Source organism: Nitrospira sp. (assembly GCA_029194675.1).
Lineage (GTDB): Bacteria > Nitrospirota > Nitrospiria > Nitrospirales > Nitrospiraceae > Nitrospira_D.
Genome location: JARFXP010000001.1, coordinates 1709828 through 1725787, shown reverse-complemented (window position 1 = coordinate 1725787; position 15960 = coordinate 1709828). Strand labels below are relative to the sequence as shown.

Genomic DNA, 15960 nt, shown 5'->3' with positions numbered 1-15960 from the left:
AAGCAGAAAGTGGTCCCCATTATGATTGAATGAAAGCTGACAAACCGTCGACCTCTAATACCATCGGCAACATTCATGAGTCGTATATCGAGTGCCACAACTATGGATTCTTCGCGCAAACCGTCTCTTGCTTAAGGGGTACATATCCTGCTCCCACGTATGGAAAATCTGCAATGTCTTTCCCCTGCGTGTTCCAGAAATGTAGACATTGGGCTGCTACAATCGGGAAGTTTCGGGAGAGATCAGCGACAGTGATGACTTTCGACGGCTGAGTCGTCCCGACAACCATCACTCGATTGCCACGCTGGAGATCCGCCGTGTCGATTTGCCCCTGATAGATAACGACAAAATCTCCATTGTTCTTCCTGTTATCCTTTGGTCCATAAATCGGTTTGTCGACGATGGGCAACTGAGCAACGACGATCGTTACTGTGTCGCCGGATACCTCTGAGTGCACGATACGCCCCCCAAGCTGAACCTTTGTCGATTCGGATTCATCGGCCATCATACGCCAGCGGGAAAAATCAAAATTACGGTCAACGCCCTCCATAGCCTTGGCGGGGAAAACCGTGTAGCTGGGAGCGCAGGCGCTCACCACTGCCGATGATAGGACGAGAAGACCAGCAACAATTCTCACATTCACCTCCTTACACCGTTCCAGTACGGAGTGTCAAACCGACGATGAAGCTAACGAATCATCATGCGCACTCATTACATATACCGTAACTGGACCATCAAGAAGAATGCATTGTTCGCGAATGGGTCTGTGGCGGAGTTATATGGCGGTGTGTTAGGTCCGGTTCCAAGGCCGGCGTGGTGTCGGAACTCGTAATTGAACTGGATTTTGGACTGCATTTTCGGCGGGAAATTTTCGAAATAATAGGTGAAGCCGAGGATTTGCCTAGTGTAGAGGTCGTTCCCCATGCTGGTATTGGGGTCGAATTGCTCATACATGTAGACCGGCTCAAAGTTTTCGAGCAGCCCTTCCGTAAAGAGATACTTTGCCAGAACGTACCATGTGCGTCGTTGCACGCCCGGTGCACCGGAACCACCGCAGGTGTCAAGGCAGGCGCCGTCGGCCGGAGTTCCTACCGTGGTCGCATTCGAACCGTCATGTCCTTGCCAGTATTCTCCGTAGGTCGTGAAAGCAGGCAGGAACCTTGGGTTGTAGCGAAAATCTACGCCATAGCGGTCAAAGGTCCCTTTACCTCGACCATTAATGAACGTGCCGGCGTTGTTTGATGTGCCCTGAATGGTGGTGAAACTTACAAACGAGACGTCGTCCCCAAAAAGACGCCAACGGGTGTAGAATGCCTTAGGCTGATTGGCCCCCCCGATCCCCGCTGCAGTATTGACGATCGCATTGGCTTGAAAGTTATTGTTATTCATGATACCGACCACGTATTCGAGGCGGTTCCAAAGCTTGCCTCGAACGTCGACAAAGTAATCGCGTTCTTGAATAAACTCAATGGCCCCACCCGTACCGTTCTTATTCTGTGGTGGTCCACCACCTCCTCCCACAGCAGTCAAATAGGGAGAACTGATGACATCCCGAAGACCTCCGGACGTCTCAGTGAAGATGCCGAAGGGCATCCGGAAGACCCCCATCTTGATGACATTGAGAATGGGCGCCCATGCTTGGACCGGACGAACGTCGATATAGGCTTCTCGAAAGGAAGTTGTAGCGGTCGGAACTGACGTACCGGACAGGGGCGTGTTGTTCGTCAGACCGCTACTTTGAAATTCCAACAAGATGTGCCAGCGAGGAAGATAGTCACTCAGCTTTCCCCAGAAAACCAGCTCTGCTCGGCGAATAAACAAACTATCTTGACTTCTCCCTTCGGGAACACTGGCGTCGACGTGCCCATACACAAATTGCAGCGCGTTCAGGCCGAAATTAACCTTGTCCCTGAGGATCGGAAGTACTTCAGTTTTGCTTTTCCAATCCTCCAGGGTTTCTAACCGCTTTGTTTGCTCTATGGCCTTGTATTCTTCTTCCGCGCGAATTCTGAGCCACTCATCCTTAGTAATGGATCCCCTTTGGAGGAGAAGATCTTCCAGCGATATTCCGCCCTGTGTGGCCTGGCCTGCCGACGGTGATCCTTGTTTTTCCGGCCCTGCTTCGACCTGTTGAGCCATGAGCACAGGAGTAGGCAACGGCTTCATACTTGTTGAAAGGTCCTGGGCCAATATGGGTTGCTGGAACAACGCGACGGTCGCGGCTGTGAGTGCGGTAATAAGCATCACTCGGGCAGTATCCGCCGCCCGGCACAGTCCTCTCATGTGAAATCCTCCTGGGTAAAAATTGCGTAGCGCGTCGAAACTCGAATTGCGTTGTTCTCACCGGATTTTGACTGATCATTGACTCAGTCCGGTAGGAACGCCGAAGGCAACGGCCCTGCGCTCAGCTTGGGCGGGAGGTAAGGGGAACAATCCCGCCTTCATCATAATCTCTTCCGCCTCCCGACTTATGATGAAGGTTAAGAATTCCTGGACTGCCTCAGGCAAAGGCCTCTTGGGCGACTTGTCGAAGTGCAGATACAACACAGCTTGCAACGGATAGGTCTGATCAATTACCGTTTCTCGAGATGGTGATACAAACGGCATCCCTTCCTTCTCCGCAATTGGGAGGGCTCGTACATTTGACGCATGCAAGTCCAGTCCGCTGTAGCCTATCGCCGTCTGGTCTCGCTCGATATTGAAGATAACTGTCGCCCCGCCAGGATGTTCTTGGACGCTTGATTTGAATTCACCGCCACTGAGCACATGTTCCTGAAAAGCTGACCGGGCTTCCGACCGTCTATCACGGCCATGGAGCTGGATTGCCGCCTCCTTCCAGCCTTCACCCAATCCAAGTTGTCCCCACTGGGAAATGGCTGTCTTGAATCCTCGTTTCCGCGTGGACGAGAACATGGCATCAGCTTGGTCTAGAGTCAGGCCAGGCAGTGGGTTCTCCTTGTGCACATACAGCGCGCCGGCACCGATGGCTATAGGCACGGTAGTCGGTTCATAGTCATGTTGAGCGACGAATTCTTTCACTTCGGCGTCAGAGAGCTGATGCGTTGTAACCAGCAGTTTGAAGCTGGATTCCCGATCGTCCATCATCATGATCTTGCCGGTTTTGTGATGCGGAGGCTGCAGAAACTCGGACACCGCTTTCGGGCTTTCTTTTTTTAAATCGATGTTCACCTTCGGTTGAAATTTCTGGAAGTCAGCACTGAGGCGGGTGAGCAATGGATACAGCGCGTCCGAGCCTTGAAGTTTGAACGCACCTGCGACCTGCTTCTTCGGGCTATAATGAGCCAATTCTGAATGTGCACCTCCAACGGCAAATGGATCTCTCAGCTCAGCCGACGATGGCTCAGGAAAGCAGATAAGATAAAGAGCGGACCGCACAAGAATTCCAAGCGCGATCGTTTTCCAAAATGGCCGTATCATTGGGTTCCTCCCTGCTTAAGGTAACCGTTGCTGTCGGCTTCCATGTAATCGCTCAGGATTGCGAGAGGGTAACCGCAGTATTACAAGACTGTTAATTTTCTTTTGGAACCTACAGTGACGAGGACAGGCCAAGGCGATGAGAGAGTGACAGACCTTTCACGCCTTGTTCACACCCTCGTGGGGTGGCATGCCATCTGACCTGCTTCAGGACTTCGGGATTAGGGAACGGCTGCGCAGCCGGACAATTAGTTGGGCATGACTGCAGCATCGACAAGCGATGAGAGTAATAGGAGTGAGCCTCCGCTCTGGTCGATCGGCCTTGCCGCAGTCATCGTTCTGGTTGCTCCGCTGGTTCTGTATTCTTTGGCGCCGACCGGCCCCATTCGGGATGGAGACACCGTCTTCTCCGAGGGTGAACAGCATGTGCAGATTCGTCATGCGGCTACCGAGCAATCAGGTAAGGCGGACGATACCTGCTTACTTGATCCGAACAGTCCCTTGATCGTCCTCCATTCTCCGATCGACCAAGCTGATGGCTTGATCATCGCTCAAGTTCAAGGCAATCCGGCCGGGGCATGGCCGTTTTGCCCTGTGCATGCCGAAGTTCTTGTCAAATTGCATCAGATATTTCAGAAACCGGCGGTGTTCGGGGCGGTAAAGGAGATACTGACGAGATGGTTCAGCCGGTGAGCGAGGTCTAGCCTAGACTTTGAGGCGTTGGGCAAACTGTTTTCTAAACTTGGCGACTTTTGGACCCACCACAACCTGGCAGTAGCCTTGGGAAGGATTTCGGACGAAATACTCTTGATGGTAAGCTTCTGCTTCATACCATTGGGTAGCCGGTACAACTTGAGTTACGATAGGAGTGTCGAACAGCTTCCCTTCCGAAAGCGATTGGATGAGCCTCTCAGCTGTTTGTTGCTGTGCCGGACTACCGTAATAAATTGATGAGCGGTATTGGGTGCCTCGATCGTTTCCTTGCCGATTGAGGGTCGTGGGATCATGAATGGAAAAAAAGATTTCAAGGAGTTCTTTGTAGGAGATCATTCGAGGATCAAACGTGATCCGTACGGCTTCAGCATGGCCGGTCTGCCCCCCGCACACGGCTTCGTATGTAGGATTGTCCAGGGTTCCACCGACGTAACCTGACTCGACCGATTCCACTCCCTGGACCTGATCATAAACCGCCTCAAGACACCAAAAACAGCCGCCTGCGAGAATAGCGACTTCCTTCTCCGATGAGATCAAGTGAGATTCGTCTCCCATTGTGCGATTTGTCGGCGAATGGAGAGATGCTTTCAGTTGACGAAGACCGACTACTCCTCTTCTTCTTCCTCAATATCCTCAATCCCTTCGTAACTCATTTCCGGGAATGAGGCCGAGGCCTTTTCACAGGCAGTTTCGACCATCTCTTCAGCATCTTCCGCAGAATCGGCATCGACGAAGAATTTCACGGTGATCGCATACCTCTGTTCCACTCCCCACTCCTTTCTCTATCCTCATGCCGAAATTTTTGATTCAAACCTTAACCATTCTGTACTTTCTGACAGTTATGGCAGCCATGTCAACCGTGTTCAGGATAGCCTGGGAGGGCACATCGCCCCACAGCGGAACGAGAGAGCGACGAGATCCACTGCCGAACACTCCATCAAGAAATCATACGAGAGTGGCCGTGTCTGCGCTGCAGCGATTAGGGGAGAACTACTCGTCCTGTTCAAGTTCGGAGAGTACCGTCTTGAGCTTTCCAAACTCTTCTGGAGCGATACGCGAAAACGCGATCCCAAAACTATTGCCATCAACCCAACGGACCGTCGCTTCTTCGATCCGCAAAGGCCAATCAAGGCCTGGAATGTGGAGTCGGCATTCGAACTTCGCACCTTGCTCCACCATCATGTCGCTTTCAATTTTACAACCGCCGGCTGAAACATCCAGAGTTCTTCCCTGTCCTTCCTGTTTCTCACCCGAGAAAGTGCTGCGAAATTGCGTGGTGAATCTCGGTTGGACTCGCCGGTCCTGTGGTCGAGGTTTGGACGGGGTCTGATCGGGTGCATCTGACTTGAAGAGAGAACTGAACTTGTTCAAAGAGGAGGCCCTTGTCTAATTTATCTATTATCTGAGGTGATCGACAGATCTTTTTGAGGCCCGTCCCCGAAACGCACAACTCACATGAAGCGCCTTACTTCTTGGTAGTCAGAAGCATGTGGTCGCGGCGGTTCTGCCGATAGCAGGGCTCATCCCGATCAAAGCAAAAGGGGCGCTCTTTGCCGAAAGACACGATCGCCATCTGTTTAGGATTCACCCCGGCTTCCGCAAGATAGTTCCGCGCTGCCTTGGCGCGTTTGTCGCCCAAAACCATGTTATAGTCGCTGGTGCCTCGCTCGTCACAGTGCCCTTCAATTTTCAGCACGGCCGCTGGATGATCCTTGAGATAAGCAGCGTCATGATTGAGTGCTTCCATCCCGGTATCCGACAGGGTCCACTGGTCATAACGAAAGAAAACATCCTGCAACCCTGCTTCCACGGCAGCCTTTTCCTCTTTTGTTAGTTCGGCACGCTGACGTGGGCTGAGTCCTGACGGGTTCAGTGCCGTCGAATATCCGCCTTGCGTAAGCCGCTCTTCCGACGGATTGCGAGAAAAACCGCTCAATTCGCCGCTTGAGCCTATTGAGCCTAGTCCTGACATGCTTGGAAGCTTCGCACTCCCACTCTCGGATCCAGCTTCACCGTCAGACTTGAGCCATTTCGTGTTACAGCCCTGGTTTGACAACAAGATCAGTCCCATCACCATCAGCGCTCCGGACTTCGCCATCACCTTATTCATGACCCTTCTCCTCCATGCAACATTCCCATTCAGCCCCTCAATCGATCCAGAAACAATCAATGTAATGAGGATCACCTGGAGGCTCGCCAGTTATCTTCTCCACACAAAACAAATATAGCACCGGCGTTGAAAACTGATTCTTTAACAGGAGCTTAGCGGATCGATGGCAGGATGCCTAATGATTTCACATATTTGGAGAGACAGGAGGGAGAATCTTCTTTGATCAGACAAGAACGCGATTAAGCCAGCTGCTAACCTATACTGACAGACACTTTCGTTCAGCGACCGCCTTTGCGCTCAGACCAACGGGCCGGTTGTAGCACCGCTCCTAATCCGGCCAGCGCACAGATAAACAACAGCATGGCGAGTGCGATCAAGAGGAAAAATGCTGCTCTCACGTCGTGCAAAACGGGGATCATGGTACCTCCCTCTTCTTGCTCGATTCATTGACTGCGCCATCCGCACTCACAGATCCAGGGGGTCATCGGATCCAGCTTCTCAAGTGGTCTCCCACAACAGGGACATTGTCTGGTCCAGGCAAACCGCTGCTTCTGTTCGCAGTATAGCGCTCCGATGGTCGTCTGCCTTCTATATCGGCAAAACCTCCGCAGGGCATAACCGCTTTCGCGCATGAACGGTATAGTGGACGAAACTCCATCACGGATCTATCCAACTTTAGCGGAATGAACCCCCTACATTCCTGACCCGTAGAGAAAGCATCCTCTGTCGAGCGCCCTGGCATCAATTGAACGTGAAATCTATGGGGTTCGAGAGCGCCCTCTGAGCGGTTCAGGTGTCGGAAATTCTACAGATGGGAAGGCTACACAGACGGATGAACGAAAATCAAGGGAGGAGTTTCAGAGATCGACTCCTTTCCTGCTTCTCAAGCCTTGCTCGTACCACAGCCTGCTAAAACAGCGGCTTCTTTCCGCCAGCTTTGACGATGGCGTGCTGAAAGGCCTTCGAAAGGCTTTCTAAGGATGCCATATCACAGACAGGAATATACACCTCCCCCTTCTTTTCCCCCGGTTTGTCTTTTGGGGTACCATCCTCATACACCAGGTCTTCGAGGCTCGTGATGGCTACCCTGCCGGTTTTTAGTTCGTGCATGGGTTTACCATGTATCGCGAGAGACGCTAGCCATTCCGTTATACACGCGCCGCGGGCACAACGTAACCGAATTCCAAAAATATTCTCACCTTCCCGCTCCGGGTTCACGTTAGGCGATAGTGCATTCAAGTCGAACTCCTGAATCCTTTCTGCTGGTGATTGGAGTGCGAATATCCCGCTCAACTTCCTCAGTTCATTCAGACGTGTAACAACTTTGAGAGCTGATGGAGGCATAAGAACCACGTCGACCTTCGCCATTCGATCCACATGCCAGAGTGATCCGTCCTTAGCCATCATGCGTTGCAAACCACTGTGCATTGTTGAGCACGCTCCCCACGTGTCTTTGATAAACGCCAACGTCTCCTCCAGCGACGGCCCGTCAGTGCCGGGTGTGTCGTTCGATGTCGCCCGTGCACCAGGCAGACTCGTCATGAGGATGAGGATGCAGGTGGCCAGCACCCCTGCCTGACGTTTCCTCATCATTTTGCCTCCCCAAAATGAGCGGCGAGATGCGAGTCCTGAACTATTCTCGATGTTCACAGTTATGAGTACAGCTCGATCATGATAACGGTCGAGTTGCCTGAACATGAATCCCTGGTGGCCATCGGCAGGCGGTAGATCGGCTCGACGAGTAAGTCACACACGATGGAGAGGGACCTGCAGCCTCCGCGCAACCAACCTGGTAGGAATATCGGTGAAGCTCCGGTAACCGCGTGACCTTGGTGCGCCCGGCAGGAATTGAACCTGCGACCTACGGGTTCGAAGTCACACCCTGATCAATCAGATACTCCAGAAACTCAAACAAATCAAGAGCCTGGGTGTGCAGATGAATGAGAACTGCGGCAGGTTTTCCGCAACCCTGCAACCTCGGCGCAACCAGAACTTACTCAGTAGTCAGAAAGATAGGCCACACTCGGGTGTTGGAAGAAGGACCGCACCAGCGCCGGGCGGTGACCGATCTCTGTCAGCTGCGTGGTGACCCGCGCCTCAAGCGTCTCGCCCTTTTGCAGCGGGGTCCGGGCTGTCCCAGTCCGCTTCGCATAGCTCCACACCAGCTCATCCGGGTTGAGGTCTGGGGCGTAGCCGGGCAGATAGTGCAGGGTCAGCTTGCCGTTGAGTCCTGCCACATAGTGCGTGACCGCCCTGGTTTTGTGGGCCGGCAATCTATCCAGGATTAGATGCAGGGGCTTGCGCCGGCCGCGCAGCATCCGGTGCAGCAGGGTGACAAACCGTTCGCCCGTCAGTCCGCCCGCATAGGTAGCAAACCAGAAGGCACCTTGGGCACTGACCGCGGACGCGGCACTGATGCCTTGGCGCTGACCAGGGACCGCCACCACTGGGGTCTGGCCCTTAGCCCCCCAGGTGGTGCCGTGTACCGCATCGGCCCGAAAGCCGGACGCGTCCCAGAAATAAATCTCGGCCTTGGCCCGCTTGGCGCGGCGTACGATCGCCGGATACGTCTCACGCTGCCAGCGCGCAATCGCGACGGGGGCGCGCTGGTAGGCGCGCTGGAACGGCTTCTGTGGAGGCAGCCCCTGACGGGCCAGGACTGCCCCGATTGACGCCAGGCTCAGGCGCACCCCAAATCGCCGAGCGACTAATTCACGCACGATCTGGCGCGTCCAGAGGCCAAAGTCAAACCCGTATTGCCTCGGATTCTTGCCGTTGATCCAGCGAAACACCTGCCGCTCCTGTGCCGCCGTGAGGGTGCGGGGACGACCGGTGGCGGGCCGGGCTGCCAAGGCGTTCAGACCCTGGCCACGCCGGCGGGCCGTCTTCAGCCAGCGGTAAATCGTGCAGCGATGAAACCCCTAGCTGGCGATGACCGCACTCGGGCGCTCCCCCTCACGCACCCGCGCGACGGCCATCGTGCGAATCGTCTCCAAGGTCCGGTGATCGAGGGTGCGACCGTCGCGTGTCATGGCGAGGCCGAGTCTCGCACTTCCAGATACTGTTGTCTATATTACTGACCGATGAGTAGACATTCCAGATCCATCTGGGGCAGAGGGAGGTAAGCCATGAACACTCGTCTTGCACTCCCTTCACGTCGTCACCACATCACCCAGAAGGTCCGCATTGCAGACCAGCGAACGCTCTACATCTCCGTTCACGACGATCCATCCCCTGCCGAGATCTTCCTTCGGGTGAAAGGGACCGACTGTACTCCGGAGACGATCGCGCTCTACGACGTAATCGCCCGCCTGATGAGCGTGGCTTTGCAGTACGGTGCTCCCCTCGAAAAGCTCGGGGATCTCCTCACCGGCGCCCAATTTACCCCATGCGGGCAGGTGTCGGGACACGATCGGCTGAAACACTGCTCCAGCTTGCCCGATCTCATCGGCCGACATCTGCTGGTCGAGTACTGCGGGCGCGACGAGCTGGCCCATGTAACAAGGGCGATAGCCGAGGATAGGGCCGAGGGAACTTGACGCGAGGAGGTCGTGATGACGAAACGTAAGGAGACCGTTGAGTATGACGCAGAGGCCTTGTTGCGGAAAAACAAGCTCACGCGCCATGAGGCGGCGTTTCTGCTCGAAGTCACGCCTAGGACGGTCGATAATTACATGCGGGACGGGAAAATCGAGTACACGCGCACACCGGGCGGACAGCGACGGCCACTCACTGAGAGCGTCAAGCGGTACTTATAGTCCGCGTCAACCGGGAGGACGTGAAGCCTTCGTTAGTTTTATCTAGGAGTAGGATGGGAACACTGCTTAACGCAATGAGCGGCCATCTTTTCCACGTCCGTCTGAGGCAAGGCCGCATACCTCGCCAGAGCCAATGTGAAAAGAATCCCGCAACAAAGCCCACTTGCCAAGGTCATCACAAGAACAAGCATGGTGAGTCCCTCCCGTTAAAACCACCATAATGGTCGGAATGGTGGCTGACCTCATCATTTTGTCCCGCCTGGAGATCCCGCCCCGACGTCGCCCGCCTCTTTAGGCGGCACGCGGTTCAACCGGCTCCGATTCCCAGGACAATTCGGAAGTCTCTAGAACCGTCACGGCCTGAGGACTTACGACGATCGGCTTGGCGTGTAACTGACGGTGGTGCCGCATGACCGCGTCATCTCGATGGCCACAATTGAAACATCGCCAACTGCAGCTCCACATCTCGCCATACCCCGCTTCCATATCGATCATGTGTTCTTCCAGCATCAACCCCTGACAGCGTGTACAGTTCATTGCAGTCCTCCGGGTGGTGATCGCGTCGCGCATGAGTTAACCGTATCAGGTATGAGCATTGGAGCCAGATTCGAACGAGGTACGTCGAAAGGGGGATAGGGAGCGGGGACCGTGCGTTATTGAAGTGACAAGAAACGAGCTAGCCCCGTGAGAAGATTGTGGGTGAGCTACTGGGGATGCGGTGAGAACAATCGAGCTGGTAAAAAAGCAATTGCCGAGAACCGCCGAGCCTATGTGATCATCGACAATCAATCAGAGGGGAACGCCCCGTTGACGATTCAGGCCTTGCTGAAGGCATTGCAGGGGTGATGAGCTGTGACCACTCGTCAATCTTGAGCGTATCTCTGTCCTGCTGCAGAACGCTACGAAAGATTTTTCTCTTCGACGGTGACGTCTCCCAACTTTGAAACCTGAATTCGCTTCCCAGGGTTCTTGAGGACCTTCGGGATCACCTTGTCTTCTACGAATCGCCGCAACTTCTCGAGGGACATGTGACCAGCTAAAAACTCCTCGTTCACGACAAGGAGCCAGGATACCTTCTCGACGCCGTGGTGAAAGCCAAACGTCGGTCTGATAGTCTGACTGAACTTCACGTCTACGAATTGCTTTTCGAGACATTCCCGTATGGTCTGAATTGTGATCGGATTAACTCCACATTTACCAGTGTCCATGATTCCTCCATCACCTGAAGGGGGCACCTCAATCATTTCTTCTTTTCCTTGTCCTTGTACTTCTTCGCTAGATCCTTTCAATGGTAGCATTCGGAAAGCTTACCTTAGGGATTCGCCCAGTATCGACCTGAGTCTGAACGGGATAGCATGAAGGTGGAACAGCGCAGAGACATTTTGAGCGAGTAGCGGAAACGTGACCCGACACAGAATGAGAGAAGCTGTGCTGTTCAGCCAAGCTCCGCCCTTGCGAGAGGACGGAGTTTTCTTTTAGTGTGGTCGAGCGCAATCGACAGCCCAGTACTCAGTAGCGGTCATGAGAGGAAAGGAGGTGGCTCGCTATGATGCTATGGCTCATCGAACCGGTCTTGGTGGGCCTCATTGTGGGACTCATGTACATCGTCGTATCAGCGTGGAGGAATAGACGGAGGGACTCGTAACAACTCAGAAAAAGACGCTTCAGCATGAACGTGAACAGATTCGCTCCGCCCGGTTCTCGCTGGGAGGGAGAATCATTCCAGCAGTCAGATGGAACTGAATGTATGTGAAGAAAGAGTGTTTCAGAGATTTGGGCTCGCGGCTTCTTCTTTCGTAGCTCAATCACCGTCTTCACCAGATCCTGCTTTGTACAGATGCCCTTCTTCTCCAAGACCTTCACGAGCGCCGCAATCTCCCACATGTTGGAGATCGTCGCTTCTTCGAGGGACATGCTTTCGCGTTTGGGCCGGTCGCTGCTCATGGCGTGAGCAAAACCTTCACTACCTGTCCCTCCCCTAGTGTTATGGGCTTCCGTATTACGCCTCCAGTCGTTTGATTTCCAGCCAACCAGGTAATGGTGATTTCAAGGAAGTAGTCTCCAGGCGGGAGATCTGTAAACTCATAATTACCTTGGGCATCACAAACGTTCTCTCGAACATATGGGCGCATTTGTTGGACCATCTCCGTGGTGTAGTTGGAAATGCTATACCCTCGGTCTTTGAGCGAAATTACTTCCTTCATGAAGGGAGGATTAGGCCACAATCACACCGTGTCACCAGCCCCTATTTTTACATCTCCCCCTCTAGTCTTCAAAAAAGCTTGGCCATAAATCTTCCCCTGCCCCTTAGTCTTGTAAGGTTCAAAATCATTCACCGAAAAGGGTGTCTTCATCTCTACCTGGGGATTACCAATACATCCTGATTGAGCTAGAAGGAAGAAGCTCACTAACGTAATTACAAGATATGCCTTCATTGACAACAAACCTCCTTAGCTAAGCCACTTCCCTGCACCAGCCGCTTCACATAGTGCTGAAGTCTTGCCATCGTGCGCGGGTTGATCGTATTTGTCTCCGCAGCAAACTCATTGCCTCTCGACCATCCGACGGTCGCCTTTGGAACATTGATTCGTTGCTTGTTTGGTAGCGTCACTGACAATGACGGCGTTTCCCATTCTCTCATCGGTAAGTCACCGGAGAGACGCCACCCGGCCAACGAAAGATTCCACACAGTGCCCACCCCGTTAAACGGACCAGCGGAATAGGCAACAGGGCATTGAATCTGGAAGCGACGATAGGGATGCAGCACGAAGGGCATAGGCATCTCGATAGAGGGGCAAATTCTAGAAGGGAGTGAAATCTAACCGCAATAGGACTTTAGAAGGTGGTGCAAAGTTGAGGCGAGCCTACTATGGAGGATGAAGAATCAAATATTTATGCAATTGCCGGTGGTAGCCGCCTTTGCACGGCCAGGCTAGGGCGTGTCCTCAATTGAGCCAGATGACGGAGGCGGCGAGATAGATTGCGCCGAGGAAATTTCTGGCGGTTTTGTCGGAGCGCGTCGCGATGGCGCGATCGTGCTTGAGTTTGGCAAAGAAATGTTCTATCAGGTGGCGCGTTTTATAGAGTTCTTTGTCGTATTCCCGCTGTTCCATGCGGCTGGATTTTGGCGGGATGACACTCTCAACGCCCGCCTGCTTCAGAAGGTCCAGAACGCGCTCGCTCGCATCGAAGGCTTTATCCGCAAGCAAGGCTTCGATTTTTTCAAGAACCCCCGGCAGGAGAACATCGGCCCCTTGCAGATCGTGCGCGTGACCGGGCGTGAGGTGAACACCCGTGGGATTGCCCAACGCGTCGCATGTGGCGTGGATGTTGGTGGTCAGTCCGCCCTTGCTGCGCCCGATCGCTTCTTGTTCGCGGACGTCTTTGGTCTCCTGCCCCCCTTTTTACGCGCCCCCGCCGCGTGCTGATGGGCACGCACGATTGTGGAGTCGATCATCGCGTATTCATTGTCGGCATCAGCGGCCAGATGCTTGAACACATTTTCCCAAACGCCGCGCTCGCACCAGCGCGTGAAGCGTGTGTGCACAGCCTTCCACGGGCCAAACCGTTCCGGCAAATCCCGCCAGGGAATCCCCGCCCGGTAACGGTATAAAACCGCCGCCACGAACAACCGGTTGTCCTTCGCCGTCACGCCAACCGTATCGTCGCGCCCCGGCAGCCATCCTTCGATCCGCTTCCACTGATCGTCCCGCAATCCATAACGCCGTTGCCCCATCCATAAGCCCCTCCCCTGGCTTATGAAGAGTGAATCACAGACCTAAGCTATTGTGAATCCTCCAAACTAATTGAGGACACGCCCTAGCATCAGCCGCAAGTTCCTTCGCCGCTTTTGCCATGCGATGCCCCAGTGTACTTAGTTGGTTCTATGAGGTAACCTCGAAAAAGTGGACGCCTTCAACCTAGAATCAGAGGTCTGGAGGTGTGCGATGGAACGAGTCCCACGACAGAAGTATACGAAGGAGTTTCGGGAGCAAGCGGTGCAGCTTGTGCTCGAACAGGACTTGACGACTCTGGAGGCGGCGAGACGACTCGCCATTTCAGACAAGACGCTCGGGAACTGGGTGTGTCGAGCCCGGCGCGGTCAGCTCGCGACGCTGGGGGAGAGCCGACGGCCCGTGACAGAGCTGGAGGCCGAGGTCTCTCGGCTGAAGCGCGACCTGGCCGAGGCGCGGATGGAGCGCGACATCCTAAAAAAAGCCACCGCGTACTTTGCGAAGGCGCAGCTGCCCGGTACGCGCTGATGAGGACGCTGCGGCCCCACTATCCCCTGAGTCTGTGGTGTCGGGTACTGGAGGTGTCCCGAAGCGGGTACCATGCCTGGCAGAACCGCCGCCCCTCGAAGCGCGCCCAGGAGAACGCACGGCTGGAAGTGGCGATTCAGGCGGCCCATGTGCGCACCCGCCAGACCTATGGACCGGAACGCCTCCAGGCGGAATTGCGTGAGGATGGTTTTCCAGCCGGGATTGGGCGCATCAAGCGGCTGCGGAAGAAGTTGGGCTTACGCTGCACACAGGTGCGCCGGTTCACGATCACCACGGATTCGGCGCATCAATGGCCTGTGGCGGACAATCTCCTGGCTCAAACGTTCCCCGCAACGCGCCCGAATGAGACCTGGGTCACCGACATCACCTATGTCCCCACGGGAGAAGGGTGGTTGTATCTGGCCGGGCTCAAAGATCTGTATACGTGTGAGGTGGTCGGACATGCGATGGGAGCTCGGATGACGACGGACTTGGTGCGTCACGCCTTGGTGAGAGCAGTGTGGGGGAAACGCCCACGCCCAGGCTTGATTCACCACTCCGATCGCGGATCCCAATATTGTGCCCAGGACTATCAAGAGCAGTTGCGGCAGTTCGGCCTGACCCCGTCCATGAGTCGGAAGGGCAACTGCTATGACAACGCGCCGATGGAGAGCTTCTGGGGAACGCTCAAGAATGAGCTGATCCATCACCGGCGTTATGCCACGCGGGAGCAGGCCCGGCGGGAGATCACGGAGTACATCGAGCTCTTCTATAACCGTCAACGGCGGCATTCCCGGCTCGGGAATTGCTCGCCCGCTGCATTTGCCCAGCGATGGGCCCGTCAACAGCCGGCGGCATGAGGCTGCAATTCATGGCGTCCACTATTGACAACCGAGGTCAATCCAGCAGAGCAATAGTTTTTCGGTCGCCATGATTGCGAACACCTGGACTTCTGGCCTGGCCAACGCCATCGTGAAAGGTGGAGATTTCGCCAAACAAGCCTGGGAATCCACACAGATCGCGCTCCTGCAAGGGGTTATGAATCTCGGGATCCAGAAGGCTTCGCTCCTGGCCGGGCAAGCCGCCGAGGAACTGTCCTTGATGCTGGCAACGTCGACCTCCGTGGCAGGCATTAATGCCGCCAAAAACGCGACGATTGTCGCAGGCGATGCAGCGGCAGCCGGGGCAACCGTCGGGATTTGGGAAGGGGCAGGATTGGCCATTACCGGGACCTTCGCGATGATCACGGGGGCAATCACTGGCTTTTTTACCTCGACGCTGATTCCCTTTTTCGTCTCGATCGGTGAAGCTCTCATGACGTTTTTGTCGTCCATCGCGGCAGCGGCCTCCACCACGATTTTCGGCATTCCCTATGGGGTGGCGATCTTGGCCGGGGTGGCCATCATCGCGGCGGCCATCGGGACACTCGCGGCCTTTGCCTTTGCCGATGGCGGCATCGCGACGGGGCCAACGATGGGATTAGTCGGCGAAGCTGGCAGTAGCGAAGCCGTCATTCCGCTCAACAAGCGCGGGGCGGCGTTCATGCGCGATGCGATGGGCGGGACGAAATCAGGAGGGCCAACCAGCATCACGGTCGAACTCGATGGGCGGCAGATTGCGAAATCGGTCTTTGACTCCATGCCGTCCGTGATGCGGATGCGAGGAATTTCCGTATGACGAT

At 54.8% G+C, this 15960-nt stretch carries 20 protein-coding genes and 2 pseudogenes; 6 read left to right on the top strand and 16 right to left on the bottom strand.

The window, feature by feature from the left end; translation table 11 throughout:
- Positions 1–100: 100 nt before the first annotated feature.
- The 3 genes from P0120_08455 to P0120_08445 form a co-directional block, all read right to left on the bottom strand.
- On the bottom strand, positions 101–637 hold the full coding sequence (locus P0120_08455) for a Slp family lipoprotein (protein ID MDF0674357.1): 537 nt from the start codon (positions 635–637) through the stop codon (positions 101–103).
- A 74-nt stretch (positions 638–711) separates the two neighbouring features.
- Positions 712–2283 carry a hypothetical protein gene (locus P0120_08450; GenBank protein MDF0674356.1) on the bottom strand — a complete coding sequence of 524 codons (1572 nt, stop codon included), beginning with the start codon at positions 2281–2283 and terminating at the stop codon, positions 712–714.
- A 75-nt stretch (positions 2284–2358) separates the two neighbouring features.
- Entirely contained in the window at positions 2359–3438 is a 1080-nt protein-coding gene (locus tag P0120_08445) for a substrate-binding domain-containing protein (protein ID MDF0674355.1), read from the bottom strand.
- Between the two features lie 255 nt (positions 3439–3693).
- Between P0120_08445 and P0120_08440 the strand changes: the two genes are divergently transcribed.
- Positions 3694–4128: a hypothetical protein gene (locus P0120_08440; protein ID MDF0674354.1), complete on the top strand. Its 435-nt coding sequence runs from the start codon at positions 3694–3696 to the stop codon at positions 4126–4128.
- Between the two features lie 12 nt (positions 4129–4140).
- On the opposite strand, the gene msrA is transcribed toward P0120_08440, so the two are convergent.
- The 7 genes and pseudogenes from msrA to P0120_08405 all read right to left on the bottom strand — a co-directional run bounded on the left by msrA (position 4141) and on the right by P0120_08405 (position 9291).
- Complete coding sequence (gene msrA / locus P0120_08435) at positions 4141–4686, bottom strand: peptide-methionine (S)-S-oxide reductase MsrA (GenBank protein ID MDF0674353.1); 546 nt, start codon at positions 4684–4686, stop codon at positions 4141–4143.
- 68 nt (positions 4687–4754) lie between these two features.
- Positions 4755–4916 (bottom strand): hypothetical protein, encoded by a 162-nt coding sequence (locus P0120_08430; protein MDF0674352.1) that lies wholly within the window; start codon positions 4914–4916, stop codon positions 4755–4757.
- Between the two features lie 223 nt (positions 4917–5139).
- The gene (locus P0120_08425; protein MDF0674351.1) at positions 5140–5520 is read right to left on the bottom strand and encodes a PilZ domain-containing protein; all 381 of its coding nucleotides are present in this window, start codon (positions 5518–5520) and stop codon (positions 5140–5142) included.
- A gap of 94 nt (positions 5521–5614) precedes the next feature.
- A complete protein-coding gene (locus P0120_08420; GenBank protein MDF0674350.1) occupies positions 5615–6259 on the bottom strand; it encodes an OmpA family protein in 645 nt (214 codons plus the stop codon).
- A gap of 278 nt (positions 6260–6537) precedes the next feature.
- A complete protein-coding gene (locus tag P0120_08415; GenBank protein MDF0674349.1) occupies positions 6538–6678 on the bottom strand; it encodes a hypothetical protein in 141 nt (46 codons plus the stop codon).
- Positions 6679–7168: 490 nt separating this feature from the next.
- A complete protein-coding gene (locus P0120_08410; GenBank protein ID MDF0674348.1) occupies positions 7169–7852 on the bottom strand; it encodes a hypothetical protein in 684 nt (227 codons plus the stop codon).
- A 404-nt stretch (positions 7853–8256) separates the two neighbouring features.
- Positions 8257–9291: pseudogene (locus P0120_08405) on the bottom strand (IS630 family transposase).
- Positions 9292–9387: 96 nt separating this feature from the next.
- On the opposite strand from P0120_08405, the gene P0120_08400 reads away from it, so the two are divergent.
- Together P0120_08400 and P0120_08395 are read left to right on the top strand one after the other, a co-directional pair.
- The gene (locus P0120_08400; protein ID MDF0674347.1) at positions 9388–9798 is read left to right on the top strand and encodes a hypothetical protein; all 411 of its coding nucleotides are present in this window, start codon (positions 9388–9390) and stop codon (positions 9796–9798) included.
- A 15-nt stretch (positions 9799–9813) separates the two neighbouring features.
- The gene (locus tag P0120_08395) at positions 9814–10017 is read left to right on the top strand and encodes a hypothetical protein (protein ID MDF0674346.1); all 204 of its coding nucleotides are present in this window, start codon (positions 9814–9816) and stop codon (positions 10015–10017) included.
- 291 nt (positions 10018–10308) lie between these two features.
- Here the strand turns inward: P0120_08395 and P0120_08390 are convergent, their stop codons facing one another.
- The gene (locus P0120_08390; protein MDF0674345.1) at positions 10309–10554 is read right to left on the bottom strand and encodes a hypothetical protein; all 246 of its coding nucleotides are present in this window, start codon (positions 10552–10554) and stop codon (positions 10309–10311) included.
- Between the two features lie 147 nt (positions 10555–10701).
- On the opposite strand from P0120_08390, the gene P0120_08385 reads away from it, so the two are divergent.
- Positions 10702–10863 carry a hypothetical protein gene (locus P0120_08385; protein ID MDF0674344.1) on the top strand — a complete coding sequence of 54 codons (162 nt, stop codon included), beginning with the start codon at positions 10702–10704 and terminating at the stop codon, positions 10861–10863.
- A 53-nt stretch (positions 10864–10916) separates the two neighbouring features.
- On the opposite strand, the gene P0120_08380 is transcribed toward P0120_08385, so the two are convergent.
- The 5 genes and pseudogenes from P0120_08380 to P0120_08360 form a co-directional block, all read right to left on the bottom strand.
- Positions 10917–11225 carry a hypothetical protein gene (locus P0120_08380; GenBank protein ID MDF0674343.1) on the bottom strand — a complete coding sequence of 103 codons (309 nt, stop codon included), beginning with the start codon at positions 11223–11225 and terminating at the stop codon, positions 10917–10919.
- A 301-nt stretch (positions 11226–11526) separates the two neighbouring features.
- Positions 11527–11961, bottom strand: a complete 435-nt coding sequence (locus tag P0120_08375; GenBank protein MDF0674342.1) for a hypothetical protein — start codon at positions 11959–11961, stop codon at positions 11527–11529.
- 281 nt (positions 11962–12242) lie between these two features.
- Positions 12243–12452 (bottom strand): hypothetical protein, encoded by a 210-nt coding sequence (locus tag P0120_08370; GenBank protein ID MDF0674341.1) that lies wholly within the window; start codon positions 12450–12452, stop codon positions 12243–12245.
- Positions 12449–12793, bottom strand: coding sequence for a hypothetical protein (locus P0120_08365; protein ID MDF0674340.1), 345 nt, complete (start codon positions 12791–12793; stop codon positions 12449–12451). The genes P0120_08370 and P0120_08365 overlap by 4 nt, the downstream gene beginning before the upstream one ends.
- A 169-nt stretch (positions 12794–12962) precedes the next feature.
- A pseudogene (locus P0120_08360) lies at positions 12963–13753 on the bottom strand (IS5 family transposase).
- 211 nt (positions 13754–13964) lie between these two features.
- Between P0120_08360 and P0120_08355 the strand changes: the two are divergent.
- Together P0120_08355 and P0120_08350 are read left to right on the top strand one after the other, a co-directional pair.
- Positions 13965–15139, top strand: a protein-coding gene (locus P0120_08355) for an IS3 family transposase (protein MDF0674339.1) whose coding sequence is annotated in 2 segments (ribosomal slippage) — positions 13965–14250 and positions 14250–15139 — 1176 coding nt in all. Because the reading frame shifts where the segments join, the coding sequence is not laid out codon by codon here.
- 70 nt (positions 15140–15209) lie between these two features.
- Entirely contained in the window at positions 15210–15956 is a 747-nt protein-coding gene (locus tag P0120_08350) for a hypothetical protein (GenBank protein ID MDF0674338.1), read from the top strand.
- Positions 15957–15960 lie beyond the last annotated feature (4 nt).